This window comes from Lutibacter sp., from assembly GCF_041562875.1.
Classification (GTDB): domain Bacteria; phylum Bacteroidota; class Bacteroidia; order Flavobacteriales; family Flavobacteriaceae; genus Lutibacter.
In genome coordinates this window covers 1-15,217 of record NZ_JBFFOE010000015.1, presented here as the reverse complement: position 1 = coordinate 15,217, position 15,217 = coordinate 1, and the positions used below count along the sequence as shown (strand labels likewise).

At 29.1% G+C, this 15,217-nt stretch carries 12 protein-coding genes; 10 read left to right on the top strand and 2 right to left on the bottom strand.

What is annotated here, in order from left to right; all coding sequences use genetic code 11:
* The first annotated feature begins 42 nt into the window (after positions 1 to 42).
* From ABY863_RS03725 to ABY863_RS03700, 6 genes are all read left to right on the top strand, one after another.
* Positions 43 to 1,116: a DUF3810 domain-containing protein gene (locus ABY863_RS03725; protein ID WP_372792923.1), complete on the top strand. Its 1,074-nt coding sequence runs from the start codon at positions 43 to 45 to the stop codon at positions 1,114 to 1,116.
* Between the two features lie 24 nt (positions 1,117 to 1,140).
* Positions 1,141 to 1,944, top strand: a complete 804-nt coding sequence (locus ABY863_RS03720; RefSeq protein WP_372792922.1) for a TrmH family RNA methyltransferase — start codon at positions 1,141 to 1,143, stop codon at positions 1,942 to 1,944.
* Positions 1,945 to 1,955: 11 nt separating this feature from the next.
* The gene (locus ABY863_RS03715) at positions 1,956 to 3,188 is read left to right on the top strand and encodes a M48 family metallopeptidase (protein WP_372792921.1); all 1,233 of its coding nucleotides are present in this window, start codon (positions 1,956 to 1,958) and stop codon (positions 3,186 to 3,188) included.
* A gap of 45 nt (positions 3,189 to 3,233) precedes the next feature.
* Positions 3,234 to 5,450 carry a bifunctional (p)ppGpp synthetase/guanosine-3',5'-bis(diphosphate) 3'-pyrophosphohydrolase gene (locus ABY863_RS03710; RefSeq protein ID WP_372792920.1) on the top strand — a complete coding sequence of 739 codons (2,217 nt, stop codon included), beginning with the start codon at positions 3,234 to 3,236 and terminating at the stop codon, positions 5,448 to 5,450.
* A gap of 104 nt (positions 5,451 to 5,554) precedes the next feature.
* Positions 5,555 to 5,998 (top strand): Fur family transcriptional regulator, encoded by a 444-nt coding sequence (locus tag ABY863_RS03705; protein WP_372792919.1) that lies wholly within the window; start codon positions 5,555 to 5,557, stop codon positions 5,996 to 5,998.
* An 18-nt stretch (positions 5,999 to 6,016) separates the two neighbouring features.
* Positions 6,017 to 7,288, top strand: a complete 1,272-nt coding sequence (locus ABY863_RS03700) for an adenylosuccinate synthase (protein ID WP_372792918.1) — start codon at positions 6,017 to 6,019, stop codon at positions 7,286 to 7,288.
* A 121-nt stretch (positions 7,289 to 7,409) separates the two neighbouring features.
* On the opposite strand, the gene ABY863_RS03695 is transcribed toward ABY863_RS03700, so the two are convergent.
* The gene (locus ABY863_RS03695; RefSeq protein ID WP_372792917.1) at positions 7,410 to 8,159 is read right to left on the bottom strand and encodes a phosphatidylcholine/phosphatidylserine synthase; all 750 of its coding nucleotides are present in this window, start codon (positions 8,157 to 8,159) and stop codon (positions 7,410 to 7,412) included.
* Between the two features lie 77 nt (positions 8,160 to 8,236).
* On the opposite strand from ABY863_RS03695, the gene ABY863_RS03690 reads away from it, so the two are divergent.
* From ABY863_RS03690 to ABY863_RS03680, 3 genes are read left to right on the top strand one after another with little or no spacing between them, the layout of a single operon-like run.
* On the top strand, positions 8,237 to 9,205 hold the full coding sequence (locus ABY863_RS03690; protein WP_372792916.1) for a YheT family hydrolase: 969 nt from the start codon (positions 8,237 to 8,239) through the stop codon (positions 9,203 to 9,205).
* A 55-nt stretch (positions 9,206 to 9,260) separates the two neighbouring features.
* The gene (locus ABY863_RS03685) at positions 9,261 to 10,325 is read left to right on the top strand and encodes a PorV/PorQ family protein (protein ID WP_372792915.1); all 1,065 of its coding nucleotides are present in this window, start codon (positions 9,261 to 9,263) and stop codon (positions 10,323 to 10,325) included.
* Positions 10,326 to 10,327: 2 nt separating this feature from the next.
* Positions 10,328 to 11,500: a DUF4105 domain-containing protein gene (locus ABY863_RS03680; protein ID WP_372792914.1), complete on the top strand. Its 1,173-nt coding sequence runs from the start codon at positions 10,328 to 10,330 to the stop codon at positions 11,498 to 11,500.
* Between the two features lie 35 nt (positions 11,501 to 11,535).
* On the opposite strand, the gene recG is transcribed toward ABY863_RS03680, so the two are convergent.
* Positions 11,536 to 13,635 carry an ATP-dependent DNA helicase RecG gene (recG, locus tag ABY863_RS03675; RefSeq protein ID WP_372792913.1) on the bottom strand — a complete coding sequence of 700 codons (2,100 nt, stop codon included), beginning with the start codon at positions 13,633 to 13,635 and terminating at the stop codon, positions 11,536 to 11,538.
* Between the two features lie 170 nt (positions 13,636 to 13,805).
* Here recG and ABY863_RS03670 point away from each other — a divergent pair, with 170 nt between their 5' ends.
* Positions 13,806 to 15,014, top strand: a complete 1,209-nt coding sequence (locus ABY863_RS03670; protein WP_372792912.1) for an RsmB/NOP family class I SAM-dependent RNA methyltransferase — start codon at positions 13,806 to 13,808, stop codon at positions 15,012 to 15,014.
* The last annotated feature ends 203 nt before the right edge of the window (positions 15,015 to 15,217 follow it).

The window sequence follows — 15,217 nt, the reverse complement described above, 5'->3', positions numbered from 1 at the left end:
ACAAACATAACATTCTGAATATTTATTTCCTATTTTTGATTTATGGAACTAAAAAAAACATATAAAATACTTACCATATTGCTTGTAATGCAGTGGGCTTTTATTCAAATTATAACTGAATCTCCCAATTTTATTGAACACTATTACTCCAATGGATTGTATTTATACATTTCAAAATTCCTTCGTATTATTTTTGGCTGGTTGCCATTTTCAATAGGTGATATTTTATATACAATACTAGGTATCATTATTTTAAAAGGTATTTACACTACCATAAAAACTAAGAAATTTCATTTTAAAAATACTTTATATAAAACAGGTGCATTTTTATCAATTCTATTCTTCTTCTTTAATTTTAATTGGGGACTTAATTATTTTAGACAACCGATAACTAAAATCTTAGATTTTGAAAAAACCGAATATACTTCCAAAGAATTAATTTCATTCACAAAACAACTTATTTTAAAAAGTAATGAAATTCACTTATTTATAGCAAAAAACGATACTGTTTTAATTGAAAATAACTTGAATAAAGAGCAAATAAAAGAAATGTCTCCTGCAGCATACCAACAGTTAGCATTAAAACATCCTCAAATTAAATTTGAGAGCACATCTATAAAACATTCATTGTTTAGTATTCCATTAACTTATATGGGGTTTGCGGGTTATATTAACCCAATTACAAATGAAGCTCAAGTAAATTCTCTAATTCCAAAAAATAGTTATCCAGCTACTGTTTGCCACGAAATAGCACATCAGGTTGGAATTGGTTCAGAAAGTGAAGCAAATTTTGTTGGATATTTAGCAGCAATTCATTCCAAAAATTCTTATTATAATTATTCAGGATATTTAATGGCTACACGTTATTGTTTAGGAGAAATATATAGAACAGAACCTGAACAATTTGATGTTTTGGTAGCTTCATTAAATAAAGGAATACGCAAAGACCTACAGAACAGTCAAGATTTTTGGGCATCCTATCAAAATTGGTCTGAAAAATATTTTAAGATTTTTTATGATTCTTTTCTAAAAGCAAATATGCAAAAAGACGGGATTAAAGGATACAGTAAAATGGTGTCACTTTTAATAAATTACTACAAAACAGAAGAATTATAGATAATTAACAGCTATTTTTGCAAAATGTATAAACAGATTACAAGTCCACAAAATTCTTATATAAAAGAGCTTGTTCAATTAAAAGAAAAATCACGTATTCGAAAAAATACACAAACTTTTTTAATTGAAGGGTTACGTGAAGTTTCATTGGCAATTCAAGGAAATTATCAAATTCAAACCATTTTAATTGTTATTAATATTATTAATGAAGAAAAACTTGAAAAGTTATTAAAAAAAGCAAATCCACCTATTGATATTATTGAAATTTCCAAAGAAGTTTACAATAAATTAGCATTGAGAGAATCTACCGAAGGTATTTTAGCTATTGCAAAAAGCAAAGATTTATCATTAAAAAATATTACTCTTAAATCTAGAAACCCTCTTGTTTTAGTTGCCGAAGCTCCTGAAAAACCAGGAAATATTGGAGCCCTGTTACGTACTGCAGATGCTGCAGGTGTTGATGCGGTACTTATTGCAAACCCAAAAACAGATATCTACAATCCAAACATTATTCGATCAAGTGTGGGGTGTGTTTTTTCTACAGCAATTGCAACAGGAACAACTTCTGAAATTATTTCATTTTTAAAGGAAAATAATATAAATATATATGGCGCAGCTTTAACAGCTTCAGTTGAATATCAAACGATTGATTATACACTTCCAAGTGCTATTGTTGTTGGTACTGAAGCCACTGGTTTATCTGATGAATGGCTTCAAAATACTACACAAAATATTATAATTCCAATGCGTGGCGCTATAGATTCTATGAATGTATCTGTAAGTGCAGCTATCCTAATTTTTGAAGCAGTTAGGCAAAGAAATTCATAAAACATCCACAAATGACTCCACAAATAGTATTTTATATATTAATAGGAATAATAATAGTCAAATTTATAGTTGACACATTTTTAGATTCTTTAAATGCAAAACATTTTAATGATTCTATACCAAAAGAACTTGAGGGTGTTTACAACCCCGAAGAATACTTAAAATCTCAAGCTTACAAAAAAGAAAATTATCAATTTTCATTGCTTACAAGTTTATTTTCAATTATAACTACACTTTTATTTTTTGCTTTTGATGGATTTGCTGTTGTTGATTCTATGGCTAAATCTTTCACCAATAATACCATCCTAATTACATTAATTTTCTTTGGTGTTATTGCATTTGCAAGCGATATTTTAACTTTACCATTTTCTTATTACAAAACCTTTGTAATAGAAGAAAGATTTGGTTTTAATAAAATGTCAATAAAAACATTTGTTTTCGATAAAATTAAAGGCTGGCTAATGCTATTAATTGTTGGAGGTGGAATATTGGCTTTAATAACTTGGTTTTATCAATTAACTACTTCTTATTTTTGGTTATATGCTTGGACCTTTATTAGTTTTTTTACGCTGTTCATGAATCTTTTCTATTCAAAATTAATTGTTCCTTTATTCAATAAACAAACTCCCTTAGAAGAAGGTGAATTAAAAGAAACCATTGAGAGTTTTGCAACTAAAATAGGATTTAAACTTCATAATATCTTTGTGATTGACGGTTCTAAACGCTCTACAAAAGCAAATGCCTATTTTTCTGGTTTTGGGTCTCAAAAAAGAATTACCCTATTTGATACCTTGATTAACGATTTAGAAACCAATGAAATTGTGGCTGTATTGGCTCATGAAGTTGGACATTATAAAAGAAAGCACATCATATATAACTTGCTATTATCCATTATCTTAACTGGTTTTACGCTTTTTATTTTATCCTTATTAGTTGGTAATGCAACATTATCTCAGGCATTAAATGTAGCAACTCCAAGTTTTCATATTGGAATGATTGCTTTTGGGGTATTATATAGCCCAATTTCTGAAATTACAAGTTTATTTATGAATGCTTTATCAAGAAAATTTGAATATCAGGCAGATAATTATGCTAAAGAGAATTTTGAGGCTGAATCATTAATTTCGTCCTTAAAAAAATTATCCAAAAATAGTTTGAGTAATTTAACTCCACATCCGTTATATGTTAAAATTCATTACTCTCATCCAACATTGTATCAAAGAGTATTAAACTTAAAAAAATAAACTTTTTCTATTTGGTAGTATATTTTAAAATAGTATTTTTAAGCGATGGCATATAATTTAAGCATAGAGGACGAAAACAAAGAAATCGCAAGAAGGTATAAAGACCTTTTGAAGGGTGCTTATCAATCTTTTACAGATGCTGACAAAAAAGAAATAAGGAAGGCTTTTGATATTGCTTTGGAAGCTCATAAAACTCAGCGGCGTAGAACAGGTGAACCTTATATTTTTCATCCAATTGCTGTAGCTAAAATTGTAGCTTATGAAATTGGCCTAGATACCACCTCTATAGTTGCAGCTTTATTACATGACGTAGTTGAAGATACAGAGTATACTCTAGAGGATATTGAACGTTTATTTGGAGAAAATGTGTCTAGAATTGTAAATGGTTTAACAAAAATTTCTCACTTAAAAAAAGAGCCAACTGCATCTGTGCAAGCTGAGAATTTTAGAAAAATGTTACTCACTTTAAATGATGACGTTCGTGTTATTTTAATAAAAATTGCTGATAGGTTGCATAATATGCAAACTATGGATGCAATGCCACAAGATAAACAAGTTAAAATAGCCTCTGAAACTTTATATATTTATGCGCCATTAGCTCACCGGTTGGGTTTATTTAATGTTAAATCTGAACTTGAAAACCTTGGTTTAAAATATACCGAACCTGAAGTTTATAACGATATTTTAGATAAAATAACCCAAAGTAAAGAAGAGCAAAAAATATATATAGAAGCATTTTCTGATATCATTAGAGAATCTTTAAATGCCGAAGGATTTAAATATGAAATAAAAGGTAGAAGAAAATCTATCTATTCTATTCGTAAAAAAATGCTTTCGCAAGGTGTAACTTATGAAGAAATTTATGACAAATTTGCCATTAGGATTGTTTATAATTCAACCTTAAAAAATGAAAAATTTGACGCTTGGAAAATATATTCCATTGTAACTGATCACTTTATACCAAACCCAAGCAGATTAAGAGATTGGATAAGTCAACCTAAATCTACAGGATATGAATCACTTCATATTACGGTCATGGGGCCCCAAGGAAAATGGGTTGAAGTGCAAATTCGTTCAGAAAGAATGAATGAAATAGCTGAAAAAGGATATGCAGCGCATTATAAATATAAAAATAACAATGAACGTGAAAGTGGTTTAGATGATTGGTTAAATAAAATTAAAGACTCATTAGAAAATCCAGATGGTAATGCCATAGATTTTGTTGAAGATTTTAAGTTAAATTTATATGCAAAAGAAATTTTTGTATTCACTCCAGGAGGAGATTTAATAGCGCTTCCAAAAAATGCTACTGCCTTAGATTTTGCGTTTTCAATTCATACTCAAGTAGGTATGAACTGCAGAGGTGCTAAAATTAATGGAAAATTAAAACCAATAAGTCACGAACTATTTAGTGGAGACCAAGTAGAAATTATTACATCAAGTAACCAAAAACCGAATATAGGTTGGTTAGATTTTGTAGTAACTGCAAGAGCAAGAACTAGAATAAAAAATGCACTAAAAGAAGATCAAAAGAAAATTGCTGAAGAAGGTAAAGAAATTTTAACAAGAAAACTCCGTCACTTAAAAATTACCCTTTCAGAAAGTGTTGTAAATGATCTTGTTAATTTCTTCAAACTTAAAACAAGCCTAGATTTATTTTATAGAGTGGGTAGTGGCTCTATTGAAAGCTCTCAACTTAAAGATTTTATTTCACAACGTAATAATTCGTTTGTGAATTTCTTCAAAAAGAGAATTCATCGTACAGCCAAAAGCACAATACCCGAAAAGGATGAGGTAGTGGATAATTATGATTCTCTTGTATTTGGGAAAGAAGAGGAACGCTTAGATTTTAAATTGTCTCCATGTTGCAATCCAATTCCAGGTGATAAAGTATTTGGATTTGTAACCATAAATGATGGTATTAAAGTTCATAAAAAAGACTGTCCAAATGCCATAAGCTTACAATCCAATTATGCCTATAGAATTATGAGTGCAAAATGGATTGATTCTACAAAACAAGAATTTAAAGCAATTATTAAAATTCATGGAACTGACCACGTTGGATTGGTAAATGAAATTACTGAAATTATATCAAAAAATATGAATGTGAATATCCATGGCTTAAACATATCTGGTCATGATGGTATTTTTGAAGGAAGTATTACTGTAAGCGTAAAAAATAAATCTCAACTTCAAAAATTAAGTGATAGTATCAAAAAAATTGAAGGAATTAATTCTGTAGACAGAATTTACAAGCATTAATTTTATTCACAATGAAAGTTAATAAATAAGATTGCAACAAAGAATTTATTAACTAATTCCGATTAACTTTGTTGTATAACAAAATACAACTCAAATTAAATTATATGAGTAATGAAAATCAAAAAATTGTAAAAAATGTTTTCGTGAATTTTCTGGAATCAAACAACCACAGAAAAACACCTGAACGATTTGCTATTTTACAAGAAATTTACGATTTAGAGGAGCATTTTGATATTGAATCTCTTTATATTCAAATGAAAATCAAAAATTACAGAGTTAGTAGAGCTACACTTTATAATACCATTGAATTGCTTTTAGATTCAGGCTTGGTTAGAAAACATCAGTTTGGGCAAAATCAAGCACATTATGAAAAATGCTACTTTGACAAACAGCATGACCATATTATAATAACGGATACTGGTGAAGTTATTGAATTTTGTGATCCAAGAATTCAAATTATTAAAAAAACGATTGAAGATACCTTTAATATTGATATCAACAATCATTCATTATATTTTTACGGAACAAAAAAACAAACAAAAAATTAACTTATTTATTTAAACAAAATGGCTGTTAACTTATTATTAGGATTGCAATGGGGAGATGAAGGAAAAGGGAAAATTGTAGATGTACTTACTTCAAATTACGACATTATTGCTCGTTTTCAAGGAGGACCAAATGCTGGGCACACTTTAATATTTGATGGTAGAAAACATGTTCTACATACAATTCCTTCAGGTATTTTTCACGAAAATGCAATAAATCTTGTTGGAAATGGTGTGGTAATTGACCCTGTAATATTTAGGAAAGAGTTAGAAAACTTAGCCGATTATAATTTAGATTTTAAATCTAAATTATTAATATCCCGAAAAGCGCATTTAATTTTACCAACACACCGCTTACTTGATGCTGCAAGTGAAACCTCTAAAGGAAAATCCAAAATTGGATCTACTTTGAAGGGGATTGGACCAACTTATATGGACAAAACCGGAAGAAATGGGATGCGGGTTGGAGATTTAGAATTAGAAAACTGGAAAGATAAATACCAAGCACTTGTTGAAAAACATTTAAGAATGCTTCAGTTTTTTGAAGTTGATATTGAATATAATTTAAAAGAACTAGAAACTGAGTTTTTTAATGCTATTAATGTATTAAAAGAATTAACTTTTATTGATAGTGAAGAATACTTAAGCAATGCTATTAAAAATAAAAAAACAATTTTAGCTGAAGGAGCACAAGGTTCATTACTAGATATTGATTTTGGAACCTACCCTTATGTAACATCTTCAACTACTACTGCTGCAGGTGCTTGTACAGGTTTAGGAGTTGCTCCAAACAAAATTGGAGAGGTTTTTGGAATTTTTAAAGCATATACTACACGTGTAGGATCAGGTCCTTTCCCAACTGAATTATTTGATGAAGATGGAAAAGAAATGGGAAGAATTGGAATGGAGTTTGGTGCTACTACAGGTCGTCCTCGTCGCTGTGGTTGGTTAGATTTAGTTGCTTTAAAATATGCTGTTGAAATAAATGGTGTTACTCAATTAATGATGATGAAAGGTGATGTACTTTCAGGTTTTAAAACACTAAAAGCATGTACTTCCTACAATTATAAAGGGACTGAAATAACTCATTTTCCTTATAATATTGAAGAGCATAACGTTACTCCTATTTATACAGAGTTTAAAGGATGGAAAGAAGATTTAACTTCAATGTCAACTAATAACACGCTTCCAAAAGAATTAAATGATTACATTAAATTTATTGAAGATTTTGTTGAAGTTCCTGTGAAAATAGTTTCTGTAGGCCCTGATAGAAAACAAACAATTATGAGATAATATTTATAGAATAATATATAAATAACTTATTATAATTTAAAAAGAGAGCCTTATAGCTCTCTTTTTTTATGTCAAATACTTTGTTTGATATTCCTTTTAATTAGAAGTTTCAATACTTCATTTATTTTTTAGTGACCAATGAAATTAAAATATACATTGCAATTACTAAAGGTATTGCAACAAATTGAAGCAAAACACTCAAAACAACTGTAAGTGCAATAAAAATAAATTTCACTTTATTACTTTTCCAACTATAATCTTTAAACTTTAATGAAAATAAGGGAATTTCAGCATTCATTAAATAACTGATAAGTACCGTTATTGCGATTAAAAACCACACATTACTAATCATAGAATTTGCAAACCCATTCGAACTAAACGTTAAAATTAAAGGCAACGATAAAACTACCAATGCGGCAGCAGGTGTTGGCAAACCTATAAAAGAACTTGTTTGTCTTTCATCAATATTAAATTTAGCTAATCTATATGCGGCAGCCAAAGTAATTATTAAACCAACAAAAGGAATCCAATGTAAATGATATTGGTCAAAAGTAATCCAATTTCCAATTTCACAAGATAAATTATCTAACCATTGCTTATGCACAGCATTAAAAAGTAGCTGATACATTACAATTCCAGGTACTACTCCACTTGTAACAACATCAGCTAAAGAATCTAATTGTTTTCCTAATTCACCCTGAACATTTAAAATTCTAGCTGCAAAGCCGTCAAAAAAATCTAATATTATTCCAAGAAATACTAAATAGGCTGCCATCACTAATTCATTATGAACAGCAAATAAAACCGCTATAGTGCCTGACAATAAGTTAAGTAGCGTAATTAAATTGGGTATATGTTTTTTAAAAGTCATTTTAGAAAATTTTGTTAAATTTAGTGAATTGTTTTTCACTATTTAAAATTCTATTTTAATTTTTATAATTTATTGCTATGTCACTAATTAAATCAACTTACAAACCACCAATTCTATTTAAAAATGCACATTTTAATACGATTTATAAGACATTATTTTATAAAAATAATATCTCATACCAAAGAAAACGAATTTCAACTCCTGATGCTGACTTTTTAGATTTAGATTTTTCAACGGTAGGCTCAAATACAATAGTTATATGCTTACACGGATTAGAAGGTAGCTCTCAATCAAAGTATCTTGTTTCTGCTATTACTTATTTAAACAGTAAAAAAATTGATTGTGTAGCACCTAATTTCAGAGGATGCAGTGGCGAGGATAATAATCATTTATACTCCTATAATAGTGGGAAAACTGATGATTTAGAAATTACTATAAATTATATTTTAGAAAATTTCTCCTATAAAAACATTTTGCTTTTAGGTTATAGTATGGGTGGAAATATCACTTTGAAATATTTGGGAGAAACCAATTCTATAGCTTCTGAAATAAAAGGAGCAATTGCAATATCTGTTCCTTGTGATTTAAAAGGTTCGTCTCATGCTTTAGCAACATGGCAAAATTCAATTTATATGAATCGATTTTTAAAAACATTAAAAGAGAAAACAGTGCTGAAAATGAAAAAATTTCCAAAAAACAACATTAATATAGAATCCGTTTTAACAGCTAAATCATTTGAAGATTTTGACAATGCTGTTACAGCTCCATTATTTGGATATGATAATGCAGAAGATTATTGGGAAAAATGTAGTAGCAAACAATTTATATCAACTATTACAACACCCACATTATTAATAAATGCATTAGACGATTCTTTCCTTTCTGAAAGTTGTTTTCCAATTAAAGAAACTGAAAATCATTCATATATCAATTTAGAAATACCAAAATATGGTGGTCATGTTGGATTTAATACTTCAATCTTTGGAAAAGATTTATTTTGGAGCGAAAAACGAATTTTAGAAGCTATTCATCATTTTATTTCCTAATTATTCCATATTAACTTCTAAAGTTTTTTTACATTCGCTTTTTAAATATGATACATTGAAAAAAACCTTATTCATCCTATTTTTTGTTAGTTCTGTCGTCTCAAGTCAATCTGTTCGAAAATATTCGAATGAATTTTTAAATATTGGAGTTGACGCTGCAGCTTTTGGAATGGGAAAAGCAGTTGTAGCAACAAGTAATGATGTAAATGCCATTTATTGGAATCCAGCAGGTTTAACAGCTGTTGAAGAATATCAAGGTGCTATCATGCACGCTGAATATTTTGCAGGAATTGCGAAATACGATTATGCAGGTTTTGCAATGCCCATTGATAATTATAGTGCTCTAGGGATTTCATTAATCCGTTTTGGTGTTGATGACATCTTAAATACCACTGAACTTATTGACAATGAAGGAAATATAGATTACAATAGAATCAGTTTATTTTCAGCAGCAGATTATGCATTAACCATTGGATATGCACGAAAATTACGTATTGAAGAATTAACTATTGGTGGAAATGTTAAAATTGTACGAAGAATTATTGGTGATTTTGCAACTTCATGGGGTTTTGGTATTGATGCTGCACTTCAATACGAAAGAAACAATTGGAAATTTGGTTTAATGCTTCGCGATATTACCACTACCTTTAATTCATGGAGTATTGATGAAAATGAATTTGAAAAAATTAAAAATGCCATTCCAGATCAAAATCAAGAATTACCTGAGAGTACTGAAATAACCTTACCAAAAGCACAATTAGGAATTGCAAAACAATTTGAATTTTCAAGAGATTTCAATTTATTGACTGAAGTAGATTTAAATTTGCGATTTACTAAAACAAACGACTTAATTTCAAGTGATATTGTGAGTATTGATCCAGCTTTTGGTTTTCAAGTAGGATATATGAATACTGTTTTTTTACGTGGTGGAATTGGAAATATTCAAAATGAATTACAATTTGATAACAGTAAAGAATTGGTGTTTCAACCTAATTTTGGAATTGGATTTAAATATAAAGGAATTCAACTAGATTATGCGCTAACTAATATTGCTAACACCGGAAATGCTTTGTATTCAAATGTGTTTTCAATTAAAATAGCCTTTGATAATTTTAGATAACTATGAATAAAATTTATTTCTTTTTTACATTAATTTTCTTAAGTTATTTTCAAATAACAGCACAACAATTAACGCAAAAAGCTACCATTAGTGTTGTAACCTGTGGACCAGGAAATGAATTGTATTCAACCTTTGGGCATAGTGCATTTAGAGTTTATGATCCAAATTTAGGTTTGGATAGAATATACAATTATGGAACTTTTGATTTTAATGCTCCTAACTTTTATTTAAATTTTGCAAAAGGAAAACTTACCTACCAACTGTCAACTTCAACTTTTAGTCGTTTTTTAAGAGAATATCAATATGAAAATCGTTGGGTAAAAACACAAGAGTTAGCTATAGATAGAAATGAAGCTCAATTAATTTTCAATTTTTTAGAAAATAATGCCAAACCAGAAAATAAAGCCTATCAATACGATTTCTTTTATGATAACTGTTCCACCAAAATTGAAGATGTTATAAAAACTGTTTTAAAAGAAAAGGTTCATTTTAATAATTCACATATAAATTCAAACAAAACACATAGAGATTTAATAGCCGATTATACAAAAAATCAGAAATGGGCAAAATTTGGAATAGATTTAGCTTTAGGATCTGTAATTGACAAAAAAGCAAGCAAAGACGATTATAAATTTTTACCCGATTATATTTATGAAGCTTTTGATAATGCGACTATAACTACTCAAAATAGTATAACAGCATTGGTTAAAAAAAGAATCACAATTTTGAAAGAACGTAAACTTGAAGAACCTTTTTCACTACTCATACCTTTTACCACTTTTTTATGTTTAGCATTATTGATACTCTTTATTACCTACAAAAACTTCAAATCAAATAAAAGATCTAAATGGTTAGATTTTACACTTTACTTTAGTACTGGATTGGTAGGTATTGTAGTGCTTTTATTATGGTTTGCAACCTCACATACAGCTACTTATAAAAATTTTAATTTCTTATGGGCTTTTGCACCAAATTTAATAGTTGCATTTTTATTATTAAAATCTAAATTACCAACATGGCTTAGGTTTTACAATTTATTTTTAATCACTTTATTAGTTATGATGATTATTTTATGGTTATTAAAAATTCAAGTATTTAATTTGGCATTACTACCATTTATATTTGCATTAGCCGTGAGATATTGGTTTGTAATAAAAACACAAATGAACCCTTAGTTTTACTTGAAACAATGTGCATTAAACTTGATAACTTAACTAATATTTGACCAAATAGTACTATTCTTGCTAACTTCTTGATATGCTATCCTAATAGGAATATTTTCAGGAGATTTTAAAGTTGAATCTATTGTTAAAACATCAATAGCTATACTTCTTGCAGTTTTTAATAATTGAGCATCTTTTATAATATCCGCAATTCTTAAATTTAAAACGCCACTCTGCTGTGTTCCCATTAAATTTCCAGGGCCACGTAATTTTAAATCCACTTCTGCAATTTTAAAACCATCGCTAGTACTTACCATGGTTTCTAATCGCACTTTGGCATCACTAGATAATTTAAAACTAGTCATTAATATACAAAAACTTTGGGATGCTCCTCTCCCAACTCTGCCTCGTAATTGATGTAGCTGTGACAATCCAAAACGCTCAGCACTTTCAATAACCATGACACTTGCATTTGGAATATTTACACCAACCTCAATCACTGTAGTAGCTACCATAATATGTGTTTCTCCTTTTATAAAACGCTGCATTTCATATTCTTTATCCGCAGGTTTCATTTTACCATGAACAATACTAATCTGATAATTTGGTTTCTGAAATTCACGTGAAATACTTTCGAAACCATCCATTAAATCTTTATAATCCATTGCTTCAGATTCATTTATTAATGGGTAAACCACATAAACCTGACGGCCTTTAGCAATTTCTTCTTTTAAAAATTTAAAAACCGACAGTCGGTTAGAATCATATCTGTGTGCCGTTTTTACTTCTTTTCTTCCAGGTGGTAATTCATCAATAACTGAAATGTCTAAATCACCATAAGCGCTCATTGCCAATGTACGTGGTATTGGTGTGGCTGTCATCACTAAAATATGAGGCGGTAATTCATTCTTTTCCCACAATTTTGAACGTTGAGCAACTCCAAACCTATGCTGCTCATCTATAATTGCAATTCCTAAATTTTTGAACTTTACTTTATCTTCAATAAGCGCGTGTGTGCCAATTAATATATTTAATTCTCCAGATTCTAATTGTTCGTGTATTATTCTTCGTTCTTTCGTTTTAACCGAGCCTGTTAATAATTTTACAGAAATGTTCATACCATTTAATAGTTCAACAAGGGAATTAAAATGTTGTGTAGCTAAAATTTCGGTGGGAGCCATCAATGCTGCCTGATAGCCATTATCCAATGCAATTAACATGGTTAATAAAGCAACAATAGTTTTACCAGAACCTACATCACCTTGTAACAGCCTATTCATTTGCGCATTAGATCCTAAATCTTTTCTAATTTCCTTTAAAACACTTTTTTGTGCATTTGTTAAATCAAATGGTAGCTTATTATTGTAGAAATTATTAAAATTAGCACCTACTTTTTCAAAATTAAATCCTTTTATTTTTGCTTTTCTAACAATCTTTTTTCTAATTAATTGCAATTGAATAAAAAAGAGTTCTTCAAATTTTAATCTATTTTGTGCTTTGGTTAATAAACCCTGGCTTTTTGGGAAATGAATATTAAAAAGTGCTTCATTCTTTGAAATTAAATCTAATTTTTCTAAAATTGAAGTTGATAAAGTTTCTTGAAATTTACCATTTAATTCTTCAAACAAATTTTGAATCATTGTTGAAACAATTCTATTTGTCACTCCTTTATTTGTTAATTTTTCAGTTGAAGGGTAAACAGGCTGCATAACAGATTGCAATTTTTTCTGATAAATTGAAACCAATTCCATTTCAGGATGTGGCATGGTAAATAACCTATTAAAATAGTTTGTTTTACCAAATATAACATAAGGAATATTGGTTTTAAGAGCATCTTTTATCCATTTTACACCACGAAACCAAACCAATTCCATAGAGCCAGTTTCATCAACAAAAGTGGCTACTAGCCTACTACCTTTTTTTTGCTGAACTGTTTTAATACTTGTAATTTTTCCAATAATTTGAATTTCAGAAGAATTTTCCTGCAATTGATTTATCTTCAAAAATTGAGATCTATCAATATACCGATTTGGGAAAAAATTAAGCAAATCACTAAACGTATAAATCCCCAATTCAGTCTTTAACAAGTCTGCTCTACTAGGTCCAACACCTTTTAAATATGAAATAGAAGTATTTAAATTGTACAATGCTATTTTTTTAAAGCACGAAGATAATAATTCAAACAGCAATAAACAATTCCAAATTACATCTCATAACTATTGTTAATATGATACCATAAATATCTTGTACATTGTAATTTATTCAAGGTAAATTTTCTATCAACTAATTTTGTATCTTTGCAACCTTAAATTTTAATATGAGATTACACAGAAACCTAGTATATACAGTAATTGCTTCAATGAGGCTTATTTTTAATGATGAAGAATATGCTGATAAAGTTGTTGAAAAAGCTTTAAAAAAAGATAAACGTTGGGGAGCAAGAGATAGAAAGTTTGTTGCTGAAACTATTTATGAAATGGTTCGTTGGAAGCGTTTATACAATGAAATTGCTGGCACAAAAAATCATTATACCAATGAAAATGTATGGAAAAACTTTGCTGTTTTTGCTATATTAAGAGGTTATAAGCTACCTGATTGGAATCAATTACAAGGCGTTCCAGAAAGAAGAATTAAAGGTAAATTTGATGAACTTCAAAAACAACGCGTTTTTAAAGAATCTATTCCAGATTGGTTAGATGAATTAGCAGTAAAAGAACTAGGAGAAAAACAATGGACAAAAGAAATTGAGGCTTTAAACATCCAAGCAAGTGTTATTTTACGTACTAACACACTTAATACCAATAAATTATCCTTAAGAAAAAAATTATCTGAAGAAGGAATTGAAACTGAATTTATTCCTGGTCATCCTGATGCCTTAAAATTAGTGGAGCGTGCAAATGTTTTTGTAACTCAGTGTTTTAAAGATGGTTTATTTGAAGTTCAAGATGCCTCTTCTCAATTGGTTGCTGAATATTTAGATGTAAAACCTGGCATGAAAGTGATTGATACTTGTGCTGGTGCTGGTGGGAAAACATTACATTTAGCAGCTTTAATGGAAAATAAAGGTCAGTTGATAGCAACCGATATTTATGAAAGTAAACTAAGAAAGCTAAAAATACGAACTCGTAGAGCTGGTGTTTTCAACGTAACTACAAAAGCTTTAGATACTACCAAAGTATTAAAGAAAATGAAAGGAACAGCAGATAGAGTTTTAATTGATGCTCCTTGTAGTGGTATAGGAGTTTTAAGACGTAATCCTGATAGTAAATGGAAATTACAACCTGAATTTATTGAGACTATTAAGGCTACACAAGCCGAAATTTTAGAAAATTATTCTCAGCTAGTTAAAGTTGGTGGAAAACTAGTATATGCAACTTGTTCAATTTTACCTTCGGAAAACGAAAATCAAGTACAACTATTTTTAAAAAATCATCCTGAATTTAAATTTGTGAAAGAAAATAAGGTTTCTGCACATAAATCTGGTTTTGATGGATTTTATATGGCTTTGTTGGAAAAGATTAGTTAAGTATTTTTATAATTAAAATTTCACTATTTTTATCATACTATAAACCCCCACATTTATATGAAAAAAATAATACTCCTATTTTACTTTGTTACATTTACAATTTACAGCCAAATCCCAGCAGGCTATTATGACACCGCTACGGGTACCAATTATACGCTAAAAACCCAACTTTACAATATTATTAAAGGACATACCGATAATGG

Coding starts and splice junctions, on each gene's coding strand:
- ABY863_RS03725 (WP_372792923.1), top strand. CDS start 43: ATGGAACTAAAAAAAACATATAAAATACTTACCATATTGCTTGTAATG.
- ABY863_RS03720 (WP_372792922.1), top strand. CDS start 1,141: ATGTATAAACAGATTACAAGTCCACAAAATTCTTATATAAAAGAGCTT.
- ABY863_RS03715 (WP_372792921.1), top strand. CDS start 1,956: ATGACTCCACAAATAGTATTTTATATATTAATAGGAATAATAATAGTC.
- ABY863_RS03710 (WP_372792920.1), top strand. CDS start 3,234: ATGGCATATAATTTAAGCATAGAGGACGAAAACAAAGAAATCGCAAGA.
- ABY863_RS03705 (WP_372792919.1), top strand. CDS start 5,555: ATGAGTAATGAAAATCAAAAAATTGTAAAAAATGTTTTCGTGAATTTT.
- ABY863_RS03700 (WP_372792918.1), top strand. CDS start 6,017: ATGGCTGTTAACTTATTATTAGGATTGCAATGGGGAGATGAAGGAAAA.
- ABY863_RS03695 (WP_372792917.1), bottom strand. CDS start 8,159: ATGACTTTTAAAAAACATATACCCAATTTAATTACGCTACTTAACTTA.
- ABY863_RS03690 (WP_372792916.1), top strand. CDS start 8,237: ATGTCACTAATTAAATCAACTTACAAACCACCAATTCTATTTAAAAAT.
- ABY863_RS03680 (WP_372792914.1), top strand. CDS start 10,328: ATGAATAAAATTTATTTCTTTTTTACATTAATTTTCTTAAGTTATTTT.
- ABY863_RS03670 (WP_372792912.1), top strand. CDS start 13,806: ATGAGATTACACAGAAACCTAGTATATACAGTAATTGCTTCAATGAGG.